This window comes from Maritalea porphyrae (assembly GCF_027213965.1).
In the GTDB taxonomy this organism is placed as follows: Bacteria; Pseudomonadota; Alphaproteobacteria; order Rhizobiales; family Devosiaceae; genus Maritalea; species Maritalea porphyrae_A.
The window spans coordinates 594,080-612,484 of record NZ_JAPWGX010000002.1; the positions used below are offsets into that span (position 1 = coordinate 594,080).

At 50.3% G+C, this 18,405-nt stretch carries 19 protein-coding genes; 5 read left to right on the plus strand and 14 right to left on the minus strand.

Going from position 1 to position 18,405, the window contains the following annotated elements; all coding sequences use genetic code 11:
* The first annotated feature begins 106 nt into the window (after positions 1-106).
* Complete coding sequence (gene aceA / locus O4H47_RS07565) at positions 107-1,399, plus strand: isocitrate lyase (RefSeq protein WP_419719603.1); 1,293 nt, start codon at positions 107-109, stop codon at positions 1,397-1,399.
* 111 nt (positions 1,400-1,510) lie between these two features.
* Here aceA and O4H47_RS07570 read toward each other — a convergent pair whose 3' ends face one another.
* From O4H47_RS07570 to O4H47_RS07585, 4 genes are all read right to left on the minus strand, one after another.
* Positions 1,511-1,915 carry a GNAT family N-acetyltransferase gene (locus O4H47_RS07570; protein ID WP_269393348.1) on the minus strand — a complete coding sequence of 135 codons (405 nt, stop codon included), beginning with the start codon at positions 1,913-1,915 and terminating at the stop codon, positions 1,511-1,513.
* 99 nt (positions 1,916-2,014) lie between these two features.
* Positions 2,015-3,628, minus strand: a complete 1,614-nt coding sequence (locus O4H47_RS07575; RefSeq protein ID WP_269393349.1) for a diguanylate cyclase — start codon at positions 3,626-3,628, stop codon at positions 2,015-2,017.
* A gap of 393 nt (positions 3,629-4,021) precedes the next feature.
* Positions 4,022-4,561, minus strand: coding sequence for a DinB family protein (locus O4H47_RS07580; RefSeq protein ID WP_269393350.1), 540 nt, complete (start codon positions 4,559-4,561; stop codon positions 4,022-4,024).
* 9 nt (positions 4,562-4,570) lie between these two features.
* On the minus strand, positions 4,571-6,088 hold the full coding sequence (locus O4H47_RS07585; RefSeq protein WP_269393351.1) for a YifB family Mg chelatase-like AAA ATPase: 1,518 nt from the start codon (positions 6,086-6,088) through the stop codon (positions 4,571-4,573).
* A 402-nt stretch (positions 6,089-6,490) separates the two neighbouring features.
* Between O4H47_RS07585 and O4H47_RS07590 the strand changes: the two genes are divergently transcribed.
* A complete protein-coding gene (locus O4H47_RS07590; protein WP_269393352.1) occupies positions 6,491-7,399 on the plus strand; it encodes a LysR family transcriptional regulator in 909 nt (302 codons plus the stop codon).
* A 3-nt stretch (positions 7,400-7,402) separates the two neighbouring features.
* Here O4H47_RS07590 and O4H47_RS07595 read toward each other — a convergent pair whose 3' ends face one another.
* From O4H47_RS07595 to rsmI, 5 genes are read right to left on the minus strand one after another with little or no spacing between them, the layout of a single operon-like run.
* Positions 7,403-8,338: an AEC family transporter gene (locus O4H47_RS07595; RefSeq protein ID WP_269393353.1), complete on the minus strand. Its 936-nt coding sequence runs from the start codon at positions 8,336-8,338 to the stop codon at positions 7,403-7,405.
* A 59-nt stretch (positions 8,339-8,397) separates the two neighbouring features.
* Positions 8,398-9,039 (minus strand): MarC family protein, encoded by a 642-nt coding sequence (locus O4H47_RS07600; protein WP_269393354.1) that lies wholly within the window; start codon positions 9,037-9,039, stop codon positions 8,398-8,400.
* A 17-nt stretch (positions 9,040-9,056) separates the two neighbouring features.
* Positions 9,057-10,007 (minus strand): glutathione synthase, encoded by a 951-nt coding sequence (gshB, locus tag O4H47_RS07605; protein ID WP_269393355.1) that lies wholly within the window; start codon positions 10,005-10,007, stop codon positions 9,057-9,059.
* Between the two features lie 15 nt (positions 10,008-10,022).
* Positions 10,023-10,391 carry a YraN family protein gene (locus O4H47_RS07610; RefSeq protein WP_269393356.1) on the minus strand — a complete coding sequence of 123 codons (369 nt, stop codon included), beginning with the start codon at positions 10,389-10,391 and terminating at the stop codon, positions 10,023-10,025.
* Positions 10,381-11,265: a 16S rRNA (cytidine(1402)-2'-O)-methyltransferase gene (gene rsmI / locus O4H47_RS07615; protein ID WP_269393357.1), complete on the minus strand. Its 885-nt coding sequence runs from the start codon at positions 11,263-11,265 to the stop codon at positions 10,381-10,383. Before rsmI ends, O4H47_RS07610 begins: the two co-directional genes overlap by 11 nt.
* 145 nt (positions 11,266-11,410) lie before the next feature.
* On the opposite strand from rsmI, the gene O4H47_RS07620 reads away from it, so the two are divergent.
* A complete protein-coding gene (locus O4H47_RS07620; RefSeq protein WP_269393358.1) occupies positions 11,411-12,631 on the plus strand; it encodes a penicillin-binding protein activator in 1,221 nt (406 codons plus the stop codon).
* Between the two features lie 12 nt (positions 12,632-12,643).
* On the opposite strand, the gene hemW is transcribed toward O4H47_RS07620, so the two are convergent.
* Genes hemW through rph form a run of 3 tightly spaced genes read right to left on the minus strand, consistent with a single transcriptional unit; the run spans position 12,644 to position 15,144 of the window.
* Complete coding sequence (hemW, locus tag O4H47_RS07625) at positions 12,644-13,765, minus strand: radical SAM family heme chaperone HemW (RefSeq protein WP_269393359.1); 1,122 nt, start codon at positions 13,763-13,765, stop codon at positions 12,644-12,646.
* 22 nt (positions 13,766-13,787) lie between these two features.
* Complete coding sequence (gene rdgB / locus O4H47_RS07630; RefSeq protein WP_269393360.1) at positions 13,788-14,426, minus strand: RdgB/HAM1 family non-canonical purine NTP pyrophosphatase; 639 nt, start codon at positions 14,424-14,426, stop codon at positions 13,788-13,790.
* 1 nt (position 14,427) lies between these two features.
* Positions 14,428-15,144 carry a ribonuclease PH gene (rph, locus tag O4H47_RS07635; RefSeq protein WP_269393361.1) on the minus strand — a complete coding sequence of 239 codons (717 nt, stop codon included), beginning with the start codon at positions 15,142-15,144 and terminating at the stop codon, positions 14,428-14,430.
* 177 nt (positions 15,145-15,321) lie between these two features.
* Here rph and hrcA point away from each other — a divergent pair, with 177 nt between their 5' ends.
* Positions 15,322-16,407 carry a heat-inducible transcriptional repressor HrcA gene (gene hrcA, locus O4H47_RS07640; RefSeq protein ID WP_269393362.1) on the plus strand — a complete coding sequence of 362 codons (1,086 nt, stop codon included), beginning with the start codon at positions 15,322-15,324 and terminating at the stop codon, positions 16,405-16,407.
* Between the two features lie 101 nt (positions 16,408-16,508).
* On the plus strand, positions 16,509-17,141 hold the full coding sequence (gene grpE / locus O4H47_RS07645; RefSeq protein WP_269393363.1) for a nucleotide exchange factor GrpE: 633 nt from the start codon (positions 16,509-16,511) through the stop codon (positions 17,139-17,141).
* A gap of 56 nt (positions 17,142-17,197) precedes the next feature.
* On the opposite strand, the gene O4H47_RS07650 is transcribed toward grpE, so the two are convergent.
* Positions 17,198-17,623, minus strand: coding sequence for a GFA family protein (locus O4H47_RS07650; protein WP_269393364.1), 426 nt, complete (start codon positions 17,621-17,623; stop codon positions 17,198-17,200).
* 70 nt (positions 17,624-17,693) lie between these two features.
* On the minus strand, positions 17,694-18,314 hold the full coding sequence (locus O4H47_RS07655; protein ID WP_269393365.1) for an alpha-ketoglutarate-dependent dioxygenase AlkB: 621 nt from the start codon (positions 18,312-18,314) through the stop codon (positions 17,694-17,696).
* Between the last annotated feature and the right edge of the window lie 91 nt (positions 18,315-18,405).

The following is an 18,405-nucleotide window of genomic DNA, read 5'->3' on the forward strand; positions in this document are numbered from 1 at the left end:
TACTCTCTTTAATCCCTTTCCCTTCTAACCCTCCAACGCTCCTTGGTTCGATCTTTTCGGGTCGCGCCAAGGGACGGCGGAGCTTTATTAAAATTCAAATAGGATCATGGCCATGCTTGACCGCAACAAAAATCAATTCGCAACCCCTGAGTGGGCACCTGACCGCTGGGACAATATTGCACGTACATACACCCCCGAAGATGTTGCCAAATTGGCAGGTTCTTTGCCGATCAAATACTCTTTGGCCGAAAATGGCGCGAAGAAGCTCTGGGAACTGCTGCATACTGAAGATTATGTGCCAACATTGGGCACCTTTACAGGCAACCAAGCGGTGCAACAGATCAAAGCGGGCTTGAAGGCTATTTACCTTTCTGGCTGGCAAGTTGCGGCAGACGCCAACAACTCTGGCAATATGTACCCGGACCAAAGCCTATATCCAGCTGATAGTGTTCCAGCTGTTGTTAAACGCATCAACAAAGCGTTGCAGCGTGCAGACCAAATTCAAACCATGGAAAAGCTTTCAGGCGAAGAAACGACTGACCTTGATTTCTTTGCGCCGATTATCGCTGACGCGGAAGCCGGCTTTGGTGGCCAATTGAACGCTTTTGAATTGATGAAGGGTATGATTGAAGCGGGCGCTGCGGCGGTTCACTTTGAAGATCAACTTGCATCTGAAAAGAAATGTGGCCACTTGGGCGGCAAGGTTTTGGTGCCGACAAAAACATTCGTTCGCACATTGAACGCGGCGCGTTTGGCGGCCGATGTTTTGGGCGTACCGACCTTGATTATGGCACGGACCGACGCTGAAGCTGCGCGTTTGATCACCTCAGATGTTGATGAGTATGATGCGCCATTTGTTACGGGCGAACGCACTGAAGAAGGCTTTTACCGCCTGAAAGGCGGGTTTGATGCAGCCATCGCACGTGGCCTTGCCTATGCACCTTATGCCGATCTGATCTGGTGTGAAACTTCAACACCAAACTTGGATGATGCACGTCGTTTCGCCGAGGCAGTTAAGAAGGAATTCCCAGACCAAATGCTGGCGTACAACTGTTCGCCGTCATTTAACTGGGCCAAGCATATGGACGAAACTCAAATGGCCAAATTCCAGGGTGAATTGGGCGCGATGGGATATAAATACCAATTCATCACCTTGGCCGGTTTCCATAATCTAAGCTACACGACCTTTGATTTGGCAAGCCGATACAAAGAGCGTGGCATGGCCGCATACTCAGAACTGCAACAGGCGGAATTTGGCGCAGAAAGCCGCGGCTTCTCTGCAACACGGCACCAGCGTGAAGTTGGCACGAGCTACTTTGACGCGGTTTCAATGGCGGTTAGCCAAGGCAATAGCTCCACAACTGCCATGGCTGAATCCACTGAAACAGCTCAATTCTAGCGTTTGGGCGCTAAAAAGAATTCCAACTCTTAAGAGTTTGGCGCACGTCCCCACTTTAGTCGTGCCAAGCTTGTTGGAACACTGAAACCGACGGGTTCGCTCGTCGGTTTTTTACTGCGCGTATTTGGCCATGCCGACTGATTTAGGCGCCGTTTCGTGAAAGCCAAACTTCTTATAAAGCTCATTGGCAGTGCCATCCGCAAAAAGGTTGATGAAAGCTCCAGTAGGTAGATTCTGGTCGATATAGTCCATCAGTTCTTGCATGACACGACGACCAAGTCCTTTGCCTTGATGGTCCGGGTGAACAGCAATGTCGCAGACTTGCACGAAGCATCCACCGTCACCCACCAAGCGACCCATTGCGAGCAAATTTCCATGAGGATCTCGGACGGATACGCCAAATAAGGAGTTCGGCAACCCTCGGGCAGCGGCGTCCTCTGATTTTGGCGAAAGACCCGCGACAGCGCGCATCTGGCAATATTCTTGCACTGTCGGGATTTGATGAACAACAATCATATATTCAGTCGTCCTCTCCTTGATATTTATATGTTGGAGCAAATCCACAGTTCACCATTTGCAAGGAGATAGATCGACCCATCCAATTTTACTGAACCGCTATGAAACTTGGGATGACTCAAAAAGCGTGCCAATATCTTCTTCATCAAACATTTTGTCGTCTTTGAGTTGCGAGCATTTTACGACTTGGTTTCGGCCTGCCGATTTGGCGCTATAGAGTGCATCGTCAGCTGATCGCATCAGCGATTGGGGCAAGTTTCCGTCACTTGGGTACATCGCAATTCCCGCAGAAATTGTGATCCTAGGAAGTTGCTTGCTACCATAGCGCACTGCGATGTTTTCAATCATTTTGCGCAGTTTTTCCATGCGCATTAGAGCCCCTTCCTCGGTCACGGCATCAAGTAGAATGGAAAACTCCTCCCCCCCGACACGGAAGGCATAATCGTTGCCTTCAAACTCCGACAACAATGCCTCTGCAACTGCTCTGAGCACCATATCGCCTGCATCGTGGCCATGATTATCATTGAACTTTTTGAAGTGATCCACATCAAATGAGGCCAGCGCAAAGGTTTCTTTATTTCGCTCTGCAACAGCAATTTGATTGCGCGCGACATCAAAGAAATGGCGACGATTGTATAGTCCTGTAAGCGGGTCTCTGATTGATTGGCTAAGAAGTTCGTCGCGCAGCCTTACGTTGGCGATCGCCAAGCTGATTTGCTCTGCACAAGTTTGGGCAAGTTCAAAAAGCTCAGCAATCTTTGCTGCATTGTTTGCGGTGCGATGCAAATCGATGTGCAACAAACCAATGGTATCGCCATGGGCAATAATCGGAATGCAAAAATAGACGCTGTCATCGTCAAAATGATTGTGTGAGCAACTGAAATGGATGTCGTCTAACCCATATGTGTAGGCTCTCCCGCGCCTCAACCCCCAGCAATCATCTGGAGCAATTTCGGTATTGTGCTCGGCCCCATTCCAACTGCACGACCCTTCAAGCACATCGCGGGAGTTTGAATAGATGTAGATGCTGCCAGAGCTTTCGGGCAGCAATTGTTCAAGTATCGTTGTCGTGATCCTAAATAGTTCAGCCATAGACTTACTTGACTGCATCCATTCACTTAACTGCGACAAAAGCTGTACTTCCTTGCTGCGCAGAAGATCGCGTTCAAGAACGGACCTTTCCTTTTCACGTTGTGCCGAATTGAAGGCTGCAACACGCGCTTGATAAGTGCGAGAGGCGTGCCATGCAATCAAAATGGTTAGTGAAATGAGTGCGAACACAATCACGGCTGCAGATGTAATGCGAATTTTGTTTACGTTGACTTGATCGGTGACATCTAGAAACGTTTCCAAAACCCCTTTAAATTTTCCATCGTGCAAAATCGGAATATAGTCTGTGATGATAAGTCTGCTCTCGGTAGAGCTGTAGTTTTCGCCAAGGTGGTCTAGGTCAAAATTTTCGATTTCTGCAACCGTTACAGACTCATATGTTTGAACTGGTTTGCCATGCGACACCTTGTGCAAGAAAAATGGTGAATCTGTTATGTCCGGTGCTTGCACGAGGCCCGATGTGTAAAATGCAATCCCCTTCTGGTCGAACAATGTGACCTGAAACGCGTCTGAGGAGATCGCAAAGTGATCGAGCGCCAGCTTTTCCGCGTCCGAAAGCGTAGCGGTCGCAAATGCTTTATCACTATCCTCCAGGAGACTCAAAACCCGAACTTGCCAACGTTTGGCTGCACTGTGTGCTTCAATCGTCACAAAATACCGCGAAAGGCCATCAGGCAGGAACCAAATAACGGACGAACAACCAATCAGATAAATAAGTACAAGAATACCAGTCTTTAATTGTTTTCTTAGGTTGTTCGACATGTTGACAACGGCCCACATTTTCTTCGTGCAAGACATCAACATATCGGCAATTGATTTACATAAAGTTCCGCTCACTTTGAGACTTTAGCAACAAATGCTGGCGGCAAATGCATTCTACGTCGACAATAGATGTGCAAATTCATGCGATCTACCAACATCGAAATGCGAACGCTGGTGCAGTGCGCCAACCGAAAGAAACTGAACAGGTCAAAGAATGGATAATTTGATCAAAGTTCAAAAGTTAAACAAGTCCGCTTCCTCTAAACTAAGCTCTTCCAAGTCTTTCGCTCGGTCAGATCGATCGGCCCGAAACATAAATTCATCCAATTGTGGGGGTACAACAGAAGTGCCTGCAAACATGGCATGAGCTTGCCCGCGATGATGAATTTGATGTTGAAAAAGGTGAGGCAAAACATTGCCCAAAGGCTCTTCATATCGCAACAGGTTGACGGGTTTGGACAGCGCATCTTCTGTCAATTGTTCGCAAAAACGGATCAAGCGTAGATCAACGGCCCGCTGCTCCGCTTTTAGCGTTAAAGCGTCATCGAATGGTTCTTCTGGGTCCCAAGCTTTTGCACCCAATGTGCCGCCTTCTAATGCATCAACATAATACCAATCTACAGTGATGTTATGATTGAGTGTTTTGCTGATTGAGGGGAAAAAGCTTGTGCCTTTGGCCTCAAATTCTCCGGGCTGCAGGTTTTCAGCCGCGCTGAGCAGGCGATGATTGGCCAGCAAATTATTGTAAGCGAGTTGATGATAGATCTTGAGCATATCAAATCCTTAGGTCCCGAACCCTATGCGATAACCCAAAGCTTCTGCAATATGTGATTTTTTGATCGGCTCTGATCCGCCCAAATCTGCCAAGGTGCGCGCAACCTTTAAAACACGATGATAGGCGCGGGCGGAAAGGGAGAATTTTTCGGCCGCTTGCACCAAAAGCTTTTTGCTTTCTGCGTCCGGCTGGGCCACTTGCTCAATTACTTTGGCACTTGTCGCGGCATTATTGTAAACGCCTGCAACCCCCATTTGCATATAACGATCGTTCTGAATTTGGCGGGCACGCAGCACCCTTTTTGCCACGTTTTCGCTCGGTTCTGCCTCTCCCGGCTCAATCATGTCCAATGCGGTGACTGCTGGCACATCTATTCGAATATCGATCCGGTCCAAAAACGGTCCTGAGATTCTTGCTTGATAGTCACCCGCACAACGCTCACCGCGTCTGCACGTATGGCCGGGGGACCCCGCCATCCCACATTTACACGGATTCATGGCCGCCACCAATTGCACCCTTGAGGGGTAAACCACGCGGTGATTGGCGCGGGCGATCACGGTTTCCCCACTTTCTAGGGGTTGGCGCAACCCATCGATGACCTGGGGGGCAAATTCGGGTAATTCGTCTAAAAACAAAACCCCATTATGGGCTAAAGAGACTTCGCCGGGCCTAACCTTTAAGCCCCCGCCGATTAATGCTGCCATGGATGCAGAATGGTGCGGGGCACGAAACGGGCGTCTGTCTGAAAGGCGGCCCCCGGCAAGTTCCCCTGCAATAGACTGCACCATCGACACGTCGAGCAACTCGCGCGGATTGAGCGGTGGCAAAATTGACGGCAACCGCGCTGCCAACATAGATTTACCCGCACCCGGTGGCCCGATCATCAAGAAATTATGCCCGCCGGCAGCCGCCACTTCCAAGGCACGTTTTGCGCCTTCTTGTCCCTTGATTTCACTCAGGTCTGGGAAAGATGCTGTTTGATCTCGACGCCGAGCAACGGGCCTTGCGCACAATTGGTTGCCTGTGAGGTGGTTGACCAAGGCCAAAAGGTTGACCGGGGCGATAATATTGAGGTCCTCGCCTGCCCACGCGGCTTCTGGCCCGCAATCTGCAGGGCAAATAAGCCCCAATTGCCGCCCTTCTGCAGAAACTGCTGCGGGTAGTGTACCCGCCACAGGGGAAATGCGGCCATCCAGCGCCAATTCCCCGAGCACCACATATTCGTCCAAACTATCGCTCGGAATAGCACCAATGGCAGCCATTAACCCCAGCGCGATGGGCAAATCGTAATGCGAGCCTTCTTTTGGCAAGTCGGCGGGGGCAAGATTGATGGTGATGCGTTTGGGGGGCAGTGACAGACCAGATGAGGTCAAGGCAGAGCGCACGCGCTCTTTGCTTTCGCCGACTGCTTTGTCCGGCAGCCCGACAATATTGAAGGCGGGCATGCCGTTGGCGACCTGCACTTGCACGTCTACCGGGAGCGCTTGAATTCCTTGAAAGGCAACGGTTTGAACGCGAGTTACCATCACTGGGTCCTGAAAAATCCTTAAGTATGTCTCCAAGGCTAGCAGCCAAATAGATAAGACACAAGAACATTTCAGGAACAGGTTTATTTATGCCTAGATGGCGAACTTGAATCCAACAATCCAATATCCCTGAGGAGGTGGGGGCTTAGGACAACCATGCGGTCATTGGGAATTTTTCGCCGCTCAGACTTGCTCAAGGCACGAAGCGAAAGCTTGCGCTTCGCCAAAAACTCTTTGGCCAGGCGAATGAGTGAAAGCCTAGACTTTGTTTGATAGGATTCACGTGGAACATCTGAAGCTATATTGCAGGTCATTTTGATCTCCTTTGTTGACATAGGATGACGCGCTTTAGGGTTGTTGACCAACAAAAGCTCAGCTACCATGCATAAGGAGATTTTATGTATGGCTTTAGACCCCTTACCCCCATTGACCGCGCTTAGAGCCTTTGAGGCCGCAGCACGACATAAGAGTTTTACTAATGCTGCCAGTGAGTTACATATGACACAGTCGGCGGTGAGCTATCAAATTAAGCAGCTCGAAGATCGGTTTGGCGAACCGCTGTTCATTCGTGGAACACGGCAGGTGAGTTTATCTGAAGCAGGGGCGCGATTGGCACCTTCCATCACCGAAGCGTTTGAAATTATTCGAAGATCATTTGCTGAAGCGCGGGGGCAAGCCGACGACTTATTGACCATTACAACCGCGCAAACGTTTGCCAGTTCGTGGCTCGCCAAACATTTTGGCGCATTTACCATTTGTTGCGCTGCACTGGCCGTTAAATTGGATATATCAAGCACGGCGTATAGTGATTTTCAGTCAGCGGGCGTTGATGTTGCCATAAGAACCGGCAACGGCAATTGGCCCGGCCTTGTGGCGAAAAAGCTGATGCATTTTGACTATACGCCCATGTTATCGCCAAAACTGTTGGCCCAACACGACCTAAAAGAGCCCAAGGACCTATTGAAACTGCCTATGGCTAGTCCATCGGACCCTTGGTGGCACAGTTGGTTTAGCTCGATGAATGTGAATACCTCTGAGTTGAAAAAAGCAACTGGCCCGATTTTGGATGTTCAATATATTCATGGGGTTGCGGCGATATCGGGGAGCTCGGTTGCGCTGCTGACCCCCTCTTTCTATCGCGAAGAAATTGCTACGGGCACTTTAGTGCAACCGTTTGACCATGTTGAAAAGGAAGATCACGCGATTTGGCTGTGCTACCCAGAACGCCGTCAAAATTGGAAGAAAATCCAGATCTTTGAAGAGTGGCTGTTTCCCATGCTCGATCAAACCATGCCCGACAGGCGGGCTTAGTTTTCACAGCGGGATTTGTTTCACCAAGGCAATGACCACTGACACGGTAGCAACGGAGACGACGGTTGAAACCAAAATGGAGGCCGATATTTTTTGCGGCGCCACATCATAGTGCTGCGCCAGAATGTAAATATTGCCCGCTACTGGCAGGGCAGCGCAAGCAATCATGACGCTTGCGGCAAATCCATCAACGGGGAACAGCCAAAGTGCGGTGATGGCCACGGCGATAGGGTGGACGAATAGTTTTAAACCGCTCAACCAAAACGCAGGCACCAGACCACGCGCTTTGATGGTCGACAAGGATGCACCGATGGCGACCAAGGCGCCTGGTGTGGCTGCACCGCCAAGAATGGTCACAAAATCGTCCAGTGGCTGCCACATGGGGATGTTAAACCCGGACCAAATCAACCCGATGGTGATGGACACAATCATTGGGTTGGCGGCCAAGCCTGAAAGAGCAGACCGAAGTGCTGCGCTTGGCGAAGATGATCCTTTGGACGATGTCACCAAAACAACCACCAAAGAGCCGAAAACCGTTAAATCCATAGCCAAAACCAGAATGACCGGCCCGATGGCGGCTTCACCCAACAATAACACCAACATGGGCACGCCCAGAAAACCCACGTTGCCAATGATGGATGTATGGGCTTCAAACGCCATTTCAGCGATCGTCAATCCGCGCTGGCGTGCCACCAGCGCCGCGACGGCGTAAACTGCAAAACTGCCCACCAAATAAGCGCCCACAAAGGCCCAGTCAAAAATTTCGCCCAACGACAAGTTGGCTGCAAAGCGAAACAGCATGGCGGATAGGGCAAAATAGAAGACGAATTTTGTGAGGTAAGCAATCGCTTCTTTTGAGAAAAAGCCGGTACGGCCCGCCCCATAGCCTAAAGCGATGAGGGCAAAGAACGGCAATGTTTTCAAAAAGATTTCAAGCATGAGGCAAGATTAGCGCCAACCGATTGGCATGACGAGCCGGTTTAGTGACAATCAGTCTTTTATGTGAGACCGGGGATAAGACCCGAGGTGCGAATACCATCAAAGATGAACTGAACGGACAGGGCCGCCAGTAAAACACCCACAACCCGAGACACCACATGCAAAATGGTCACGCCAAGGATCTTTTGCAGCTGGGTCGCACCAAGCAACAACAGGTAAGTGGCCATAAGAATGGTCATCAACCCGCCCACAACTGCAGCTTGCCGAGCATGATCGCCAGATGCATCGGCGATTAAAAGGATCGTCGCCCCGATCGCACCAGGCCCAGCAATAAGGGGCGTAGCCAGTGGAAATACCGAAATATCGTTGCTGGACGCGGCTTCGGCATTTTCCTCGTCGGTGGTAGATGTGGCGCTAGAATCGCGCGCGAACACCATATCAATGGAGATCAAAAGCAACAAAATACCGCCCGCTGCGCGCAAAGCAGGCAGACCAATGCCAAAAATGTGCAGAATCGCTTCGCCGAACAGTGCGAAGAACAAAAGCACCAAACCACCGATTACTGTGCCTTTGAGCGCCATGGCGCGGCGCTCTTTAGCCGATGCACCCGCGGTCAACGCCGCAAACAACACCACAATATCTGCCGGACCAATGGTGGCAAAATAGGTAGTGAGGGCAATCAAAAAGGTGTCTAGCGGCATGAGGGCACTCTAGCGGTTTAGCGCCGCTTTTCAATAGCGTCGAGAATCAACACCGCAATGTCAGGCCCGCCAAAGCGCTTGATCTCCCGAATGCCTGTTGGCGAAGTCACATTGATTTCGGTGATATAATCGCCAATCACGTCAATGCCGACGAAAATGAAATCGCGTTGCTTAAGCGCTGGGGCGATTTTTTCGCAGATTTCAAGATCACGGGGGGTGAGTTCAACAAATTCGGGGCGACCGCCCACATGCATGTTGGAGCGCGCTTCGCCTTCTGCTGGAATACGGTTAAGCCCTGCAACGGGCACGCCATCAATAATGATTATGCGTTTATCGCCTTTTCTGACGTCGGGCAGATATTTCTGGATCATAAAGGGTTCGGGGAAACTATCCTCAAACATTTCGAGCAATGAAACCAGGTTTTGGTCGTTTTCGCGCAGCAAAAATACGCCTGCTCCCCCATTGCCAAACAAGGGTTTAACGATGATATCGCCGTGGGTTTCACGGAATTTAACGATTCGGGACCGATCACGGGTGACCAGAGTTGGCGGCATAAGATCTGGAAATTCAGTGACCAGAATTTTTTCAGGGGCATTGCGCACAGGTTCAGGTGCATTCACCACTAGTGTTTTGGGGTGCAAGCGCTCCAGCAAATGGGTGGTGGTGATATAATTCATGTCGAACGGGGGATCTTGGCGCAGCAAAATCACATCCAATTCTGACAGGTCAGTGATTTGACCTGCGCCCAATTCGAACCAATTCTTCGTGTCGTCCGTCACTTTGATCGGGAAAACCTCAGCGCTGACCACATTGTTTTCAAGCGCCAGCGTGGCGGGTAGATAATAAAAGACTTCATGACCGCGCGCTTGGGCTTCAAGCATCATAGCAAAGCTGCTGTCACCAACGGGGTTGATGCTTTCAATTGGGTCCATTTGCACGCCAATTTTGAGTTTTTTCGCCGTTGCCATAAAGCCTTTATCCATTCAATTGGTTTGAAACGCATCAACGATATGCACAGGCCAGACTAAAGGTGCAAGGCCGATCACATCAAATCTTATTGTTCGGGTCTGATATTGTGGGTTTTGAGAAAGCCAATATTGAGCTGCAGAGATGATCCTGTCTTTGCGTACCGCTTCAAAAGCTTCGCCCAAATGCTCTTGCTTGCGCCGGGCTTTCACCTCAACAAACACAAGCATTTCGCCGCGTTTTGCAATGAGATCAATTTCACCGCCTCGTGCTTTAAATCTCTGGTCAATGACGCGAAAGCCTTTGAGTGACAAAAATATCTTTGCCCAAAATTCGCCTTTGCGGCCAAAATGCTCAGCTTTTGTGCGTTTTGAGCTATTCGGCATTTTTCAGCTCAAGCGCTATTTGATAGACTTGCTTGCGTTTCAAATCAAAGTCTGCGGCGACTTTGTCCACTGCTCCGCGCAGGGGCATTTCTTCCATCAACGTTTTCAGCACTGCCCGCCATTGATCGGGGTCAACTTGTGCCACTTTGCTTGCGCCGGCCACCAAGATCACCACTTCGCCTTTTGTCGTTTCACCAGCAAATTCATCGGCCAACTCGCCCGCTGTGCCCCGATAAAGCGTTTCAAAACGCTTTGTCAGTTCACGCGCCACAACCACTTGCCGGTCAGAGCCAAACACTTGCGCCAAAGCGCTCAAGGTGGCGTTGGTGCGTTTGGGTGATTCATAAAAAACCAATGTAGGTTGATGGGTTTTAAGCTCTTCTAACCTACTTATGCGCGCGGCTTGTTTGGGGGGCAAAAAGCCAAAAAAGCTAAAACTATCCGTTGGTAGACCGCTCACCGCCAACGCGCTCAATACAGCAGATGCGCCGGGAATGGCGATAATAGAAATGGCTTCTTCAGCGGCCATTCGAACCAAGGGGAAGCCTGGATCAGAAATCAACGGGGTGCCCGCATCTGATATCAAGCAAATGGCTTTGCCTGATTTTACCTCATCCACAATATTTTGCGCTTGGGCCATTTCATTATGTTCGTGCAGCGATGCCTTTTGGGTCTTTATGCCGTAGGCGTTTAACAGCTTGGCGGAAGTGCGTGTGTCCTCACAAAGGATCAATTCAGCGCCCGCCAAGGTTTCCAGCGCCCGAACGGAGATATCTTTGAGGTTACCAATGGGGGTGGAAACCAAATATAGGGCTGGCTCGAGCTTGGGCGCTACAAATGCATGACCAGATATAAGAAATTGATGTTCCGCCATGAAATCTGCTCATTGTCCAAATATTTGTTCAATTGACTCTTTAAGCTTTGCAGCCTGTTTTGTATAGCTATTGGAGCAATTGCGTATTTTGGCGTAAGACCAAGAGCACAATAAGCGGCAAAAAATAAACTGGGGTACTTTAGCGATGTCGGCATTCAACTTGAAACCTTTGGCGGGCGGCGCCAAATTGGCAGCAAGTCTTCTTGCGGCCGTTGGGCTTTTTGCCTGCACACCCGATTTCAATTTTGGCCCGTCCAACCTATCCAACAACCAGCAAAAACCAGTGCTGCAAGGCAATCTACCCCCAGCCAGTGGCGAAACCCTAGGCGATGGGCCAGTACGTGTGGTTTTGTTGACGCCTTTGAGTGCTGAAGGCGGCTTGGGCACTGTGGGCATTTCGATTCGCAATGGTGCCAAAATGGCAATTGATAAGATCAAATCAAACAACCAGTTCGCTTCCAATATCCATGTAGTGGTCAAAGACACAGGTGGTTCTGCGGTAACGGCCAAGGCGCTTGCCACACAGGCCGTGAGTGAAGGCGCTAGCCTGATACTTGGGCCACTTCGCGCCGACGGCGTGCGGGCAGCAGGCAGCGTTGCGCGGGCAGCGGGCATTCCCCTCATCGGTTATTCAAACAATTCGGGCGCATCCGCCCCTGGCATCTATTTGTTGAACGTCTTGCCTGAATCTGAAGTTTTGCGCTCAATCAAATATGCCCAAAATTTTGGCCGAAAGAATTTTGCCGCCATCGTACCGCGCACTGACTTTGGGCAAATCCAAGAGGGCGCGTTCCGCGTTGCTGCTTCAGAAACGGGCGCGGCAATCCACGGCATTTATCAGTTCTCCAATGAGGAAGAAGCGCGCACAGCGGTTGAGCAATTGGTGCCATTTTTGATTTCGGGTACGGTTGACGCGATCTTTTTGCCTGACCGGGCAACGGCCCCTTCAATTGCAGTGCTGCTTGAAAGCGCACAAATTGAAAAGTCTGACATTACAATTATTGGCTCGGCTGACTGGGATGGCGACGTTAAAGTTTCTCAAACGCCTTTCTTAACGGGTGCCTTTTTTCCCGCGGTGGATGGTGCCGGTTATGAACGTTTGAAGCCAGAATATGAAGCCATTTATGGGGTGGCGCCACACCCAATGGCAACCTTTGCCTATACATCCATATTGCTGGCAAACTCCTCGTCCCTAGCCAATGCAACACCACGCTATGATCGCAATCAGCTAACACGTCCAAGTGGATTTGCAGGCCAAGATGGGGTGTTCCGGTTCTTTGACAATGGCACAAACCAACATGCTTTGGTGGTGAAGCAAGTGGTAATAGATGGCAGCCGGATCGTTGACGGGGCGAAGATGCCCTAAGGGGTTTACCCCTTAGGCCGCAAGATCTGCCACAACAGCGTCAAGCACGGGCCAACCTTTATCGGTGACCCTTAAGTTGCCATCTTCCAGCATTTCGACAAAACCAATCCCGGTGAGGTGGTCGATTTGTTCTTGGCGCAGTTTTTGCCCCGCAAGCGCTTCAAAACGAGCTGGAGAAATGCCGGTTTTAAGGCGCAAACCCATCAGCAAATATTCGTCTGATTGCTCGCCGCGACTTAGGGCCTCAAACTCAACGAACCCATCGCCTTTTGCACTTACATATTCAGCCCATTTGAATGGCATGCGCTCAGTGGCGGTGGCGTGGCGCTTACCTTCAATCAATAAACGTCCATGTGCGCCTGGGCCGATGCCCGCATATTCGCCATATTGCCAATAGGTTAGATTGTGGCGGCTTTCTTCGCCCGGCGCGGCGTGATTTGAAATCTCATAGGCCGGTAAACCACGCGCATCGCAGATTTCTTGGGTCAATTCATAAAAGTCAGCTGACAATTCGGGGCCGGGCATATTCAACTTACCGGCATGAAACAGGTCATAATAGCGGGTGCCCGATTCAATGGTCAGTGCATAAAGCGAGATATGTTCCCGGGCTAAATCCAGCGCTTCGTTCAATTCTTCGCGCCATTCGTCCAAAGTTTGGTTGGGGCGGGCATAGATTAAATCGTAGCTGACCCGATCAAATATCGACTGGGCCAGTTTGACCGCCGCTTTTGCGTCTTCGACTGAATGCAAACGCCCGAGCGCAGCTAGTGGCTCGGCGCGCAAAGACTGTACCCCGAGCGATACCCGGTTAACGCCTGCCAAGCGAATGGCTTGGAACTTTTCTCGTTCCACGCTTGTGGGATTGGCTTCTAGGGTGATTTCAACGTCGTTGGATAATTGCCATTTGGTGGAAATCGCATTGATGATTTTTTCAACCGATTGGGGCTGCATTAGGGAAGGCGTTCCCCCACCGAAAAAGATCGAGCGTACAGTCCGACCCGGCACCAATTCAGCTGTTTGGCTGATCTCGGTGAGATAGTTCTCAACAAAGGCCTCTTCGTCAAAGGGACCGCGATGCACATGAGAATTGAAGTCACAATAAGGGCATTTGGCCGCGCAAAACGGCCAATGCACATAGACGCCAAAAAGATCCGGCTCAATCGTCAGGGCAACAGTCCTTCACAAACAAAGAAAACGCACGCGAGCGATGCGAAAGTCCAATTTTGTCTTTAGACCAAGCGTGTTTTTCGCTTTCGCTCATTTCACCAAAAGTGCGCATGTGCCCATCGGGCTGGAACATGGGATCATAACCAAAGCCAGACGTGCCGCGTGGGGGCCATACTAATGTGCCTTCAGCTCGCCCCTCAAAGCATATTGTTTCGCCTTCGGGGTTGGCCAGGCACAAAACCGCTACAAAAGCGGCTGTGCGTTTACCCGGCGCCATTGCACCTTTTTCCATCAAAGAGGTGTGAACCTTGACCATTGCATCGTCAAAATTCTTGTTTGGTCCTGCCCAACGCGCTGAATAAATGCCAGGGTCACCATCAAGGGCGTAAACGCTTAGACCTGAATCGTCAGACAGCGCCCAAAGACTTGAGGCTTTGGTTGCCGCCAAGGCTTTGATCTTGGCGTTTTCTTCGTACGTTGTACCGGTTTCTTCTGGCTCGGGCAGCCCCAATTCGCCAGCAGACACCAATTCCAACCCAAATGGTTTTAAAAGCGTGCGGAATTCGCGTACCTTGCCCTCATTATGGGTGGCAACAACCAGTTTTTGGCCTTTTTGCAGCTTGCGCATATTAGTCCTTTAACGCCGCTTTTTGCAGTGCAACCAACTCATTGACGCCTTTTTGCGCCAAACCAATCAATTTTGCCAATTCGTCGGCAGAAAATGGGCTCTCTTCTGCGGTGCCTTGAATTTCAACAAAGCCGCCGGAACCAGTCATCACAAAATTTGCATCAGTTTCTGCCGCACTATCTTCGTCATAGTCCAAATCAAGCACCGGTTGGCCTTTGTAGATGCCGCAAGAAATAGCCGCCAAATGATCGCTGACCACATTGTCACCAACAAGGTCGCGTTCGCGCATCCATGACAGCGCGTCACTCATAGCCACAAATGCACCGGTAATCGCGGCTGTGCGCGTGCCACCATCCGCTTCGATCACATCACAATCCACCGTGATTTGGTTTTCGCCCAATGCTTTCATGTCGACCACTGCGCGCAAAGACCGTCCGATAAGGCGCTGAATTTCTTGGGTGCGGCCAGATTGTTTGCCCGCGGTTGCTTCGCGGCGCATGCGCTGACCTGTTGAGCGGGGCAACATGCCATATTCTGCGGTAACCCATCCCAAACCTTGGCCCCGACGCCAGGGTGGCAAATTGGTTTCAACGCTTGCGGTGCACAATACTTTGGTGCCACCAAACGAGATCATGCATGATCCTTCTGCGTGAGAAGAAACATGGCGCTCAATGGTAACATCGCGCATTTGGTCAGTTGCGCGTTTTGACGGCCGCATAGGGTTCCCCTTTTGTAATGCCCTTATCTTGTGGCTTTGCTTGGCTGAAATTGCAGCCAACTTCAAGGGTAAAGCGCTGCTTTTGATGATTTTTGCGAAAAATTTGAACGGCTAATCGCTTGGCGATCCAAGAAATTGCGCATAAATAGGAATAGAGTTTGGTTTAACGAGGCTGTTTTGAGCACACCACCTATCAATCAAGATTTTTTGTCGGTTCTCAATGAACGTTCGCAAGGCATTTTCAAACGCCTTGTGGAGCGGTTCATTGAAACGGGAGAGCCCGTGGGCTCGCGACAATTATCGCGCGCGCTGGAGGAAAGCCTTTCAGCGGCTTCCGTGCGCAACGTGATGGCTGATCTTGAAGATTTGGGCCTTATCGCTGCGCCGCATACATCTGCAGGGCGCGCTCCAACTCAGGCAGGGCTGCGGTTCTTTGTTGATGCCATGCTGGAAGTTGGCGCAATGGGCGCAGAAGAGCGCCGCAACATCGAAAAACATATTGATGGCGTCACCCAGCATGAAAAAATCGAAGATGTATTGGCCCAAGCCAGCCAAGTTCTTTCAGGTTTGTCACATGGTGCTGGCTTGGTGTTGGCTCCAAAAGCCGACATTGTTCTCAAACATATTGAATTTGTGCGCCTTGACGCTGAATTGGCGATGGCTGTTTTGGTAGGTGAAGATGGGCATGTGGAAAATCGGGTGTTTTCCATCCCGCCCGGGCTGACGGCGAGCGAATTGACCAAAGCGAGCAATTTCTTATCCCACCACATTGTTGGGCGCACCTTGCGCGAAGTGCGTTCGATGCTGCAAGCTCAACATATTGCCCATCAATCTGAGTTGGATGCGCTAACCAAACAATTGGTCGACGAAGGCCTTGCCACGCTGTCTGAACCTCGGGGCGATGAAACCCCAACCTTGATTGTGCGCGGCCGTGCCAATTTGATTGCAGACACCATGGCAAGCGAAGAGCTTGATCGGGTACGCCAACTGTTTGACGAGTTGGAATCAAAAAAATCAATCATCGATCTGTTGAGTGACACCCACGATGCTGATGGGGTGCGGATATTTATTGGTTCTGAGAACAAATTGTTCTCGCTTTCTGGCTCGTCTGTGATCCTTTCGCCCTATCGCGACCACAACGCCAATGTGGTTGGAATTGTGGGGGTCATCGGACCAACACGACTTAATTACGCCAAGATTGTACCGGCAGTGGACTATACCGCCCATGTGGTCTCCAAACTGATCAACAAACGCAGTGTTTGACGCAAATTTCATGTTCAATTGATTTGAGTGCTTGAAATTTCACGTTCAATGGTCGATATCCGGGGCAACAATTTCACTAAATAGACAAGCGAAACGACATAATGAGTGACGAAGAGTTCCAAAACGAAGCAAATCAAACTGAGCTAGACGAAGATCAGGCTCAAGAAAATGCTGCGGGCGAACAGGAAGCGGCGTCTCAAACACAAGTCCTTGAGGCTGAAAACGCCAAGCTTAAAGATCGGTTGTTGCGCGCTGTTGCGGAGATGGAAAATCTGCGCAAACGTACCGAGCGCGATGTCAAAGATGCCCGTCAATACGCAATGGCAAACTTTGCTCGTGACATGCTTACCGCAACTGACAACCTGTCACGTGCATTGATGACTATGGCACAAGAAGCCAAAGATGAAGCGGAAGGTCCGTTCAAATCCTTGATCGAGGGTGTTGAAATGACCGAACGCGAAATGCACCGGTTGCTTGAGAAAAACGGCATTACCAAACTTGAGCCAAAAGGCGAAAAGTTTGACCCGAATTTTCACCAAGCCATGTTTGAAATTCCAAATAGCGATGTAGCGGAAAACACCGTGATGGAAGTTATGCAAGCTGGTTATGTGATCGGCGAACGCGTATTGCGCCCCGCCATGGTTGGTGTTGCCAAAGGTGGCCCAAAGGTTGTGCCCATCAACAATGGTGATGACGCCGCAGAAACGGGCGAAAATTTGGATCGCTCAGTTTAATCTGTTCGATCCGTTTTCTAAGGTTTTAAACCGGCGGTTTTCCGCCGGTTTTTTTATTACTCATTCGCCTCTGCAAAAACCTGTTCTGCGGTTTTGCGTTCGCTATTTTCATCTGAGAAAGCATAATAGTCAGGCTTTTGTTCAACAAATATCTCCTGCACCACTCTAAAATCCGCATCATCTTCTTGAAAAAGACCCGCAGAATAGAAATGCTCCATGGTGCCTACCGTTAGGTGGTAGAATAATGGGGTGCCGCATTTTGTGCAGAACCCACGCTCTGCCCAATCTGAGGACCTATAGCGCCCAATATGCTCGGCGCCCGTTGCTTCAAGCTTGTCGTCACCATGCAGAGCCAGGAACGCCGATCCGCCGCTCAAGCGCCGGCAAATAGTGCAATGGCACGCTCCGATTTTGGTGGCATTTGCGTTGACACTAATTTCCACTGCCCCACAAAGGCATGTTCCCTTGCGCTCATGTTTCATTGGTCCATCCCACTATTTGTTGCGATATTGTTCTCTCAATATTCTAGCAAACCGCTTTGTACAAATCTTGCTAAATTGATTTCGATTTTGTGACCCGCCTTAGGGTCAAATTCACCCGTCCGCCGTCTTGGAACACAGCGCTAGATGCAAGCAATTCAGAGCTATTTGGATAAATCTTGTCAATGCCATGAAAGGCGAGCCGCGTGTCCTTTTCCAACACCAGCGCATCGCCTGAACTAATGTCAAATGACGATGTTTTGCCGCCACGCGTCGTGCCCCCAAGCCGAAACCGCGCGCGGTCGCCAAGGGAAATGGACAATACCGGGGCATCAAGATCGTCTTCATCCTTGTCTTGATGCAGACCCATTTTGGCGCTTGGGGCATAATAGTTGATCAAACAAGCTTCAGGTGGAGCAGGATAGCCGGTCAGTTCATGCCAGAGGTCGCACAACATGGTGGGCATCTGGGGCCAAGGTTTGTTGGTTACTGGGTGCTGTGGTTGATATCGGTAGCCTTTTTGTTGATCTGAAACCCAACCCAACTCACCAAGATTGGACATGCGCACCGAAAAGGCCTTACCTGTTCTTGGCATGGTGGGGGTGAAAAGCGGGGCGATTTCTAGTGCATTTTCAATGTGCTTGAGGAGTTCCACTTGCTCGGTTTTGGCGAGTTGGCCGGGGAAAATTCGCATGTTTTTTTGTTTTTTCCTGTCGCTTTTTAAATCAATCACGTCTATATAACCGCGCTTGTTCTTTACGGTCCAAATTATTCGCAAGCACATT

Bases quoted from the DNA above. Each gene is read 5' to 3' on its own strand.
- O4H47_RS07655 (WP_269393365.1), bottom strand. From the start codon at position 18,314: ATGCGAATTTTCCCCGGCCAACTCGCCAAAACCGAGCAAGTGGAACTC.
- rph (WP_269393361.1), bottom strand. From the start codon at position 15,144: ATGCGGCCGTCAAAACGCGCAACTGACCAAATGCGCGATGTTACCATT.
- O4H47_RS07620 (WP_269393358.1), top strand. From the start codon at position 11,411: ATGTCGGCATTCAACTTGAAACCTTTGGCGGGCGGCGCCAAATTGGCA.
- gshB (WP_269393355.1), bottom strand. From the start codon at position 10,007: ATGGCAACGGCGAAAAAACTCAAAATTGGCGTGCAAATGGACCCAATT.
- O4H47_RS07580 (WP_269393350.1), bottom strand. From the start codon at position 4,561: ATGCTCAAGATCTATCATCAACTCGCTTACAATAATTTGCTGGCCAAT.
- O4H47_RS07590 (WP_269393352.1), top strand. From the start codon at position 6,491: ATGGCTTTAGACCCCTTACCCCCATTGACCGCGCTTAGAGCCTTTGAG.
- grpE (WP_269393363.1), top strand. From the start codon at position 16,509: ATGAGTGACGAAGAGTTCCAAAACGAAGCAAATCAAACTGAGCTAGAC.
- O4H47_RS07595 (WP_269393353.1), bottom strand. From the start codon at position 8,338: ATGCTTGAAATCTTTTTGAAAACATTGCCGTTCTTTGCCCTCATCGCT.
- O4H47_RS07610 (WP_269393356.1), bottom strand. From the start codon at position 10,391: ATGCCGAATAGCTCAAAACGCACAAAAGCTGAGCATTTTGGCCGCAAA.
- rsmI (WP_269393357.1), bottom strand. From the start codon at position 11,265: ATGGCGGAACATCAATTTCTTATATCTGGTCATGCATTTGTAGCGCCC.
- O4H47_RS07600 (WP_269393354.1), bottom strand. From the start codon at position 9,039: ATGCCGCTAGACACCTTTTTGATTGCCCTCACTACCTATTTTGCCACC.
- rdgB (WP_269393360.1), bottom strand. From the start codon at position 14,426: ATGCGCAAGCTGCAAAAAGGCCAAAAACTGGTTGTTGCCACCCATAAT.
- O4H47_RS07570 (WP_269393348.1), bottom strand. From the start codon at position 1,915: ATGATTGTTGTTCATCAAATCCCGACAGTGCAAGAATATTGCCAGATG.
- O4H47_RS07650 (WP_269393364.1), bottom strand. From the start codon at position 17,623: ATGAAACATGAGCGCAAGGGAACATGCCTTTGTGGGGCAGTGGAAATT.
- aceA (WP_419719603.1), top strand. From the start codon at position 107: ATGGCCATGCTTGACCGCAACAAAAATCAATTCGCAACCCCTGAGTGG.
- O4H47_RS07585 (WP_269393351.1), bottom strand. From the start codon at position 6,088: ATGGTAACTCGCGTTCAAACCGTTGCCTTTCAAGGAATTCAAGCGCTC.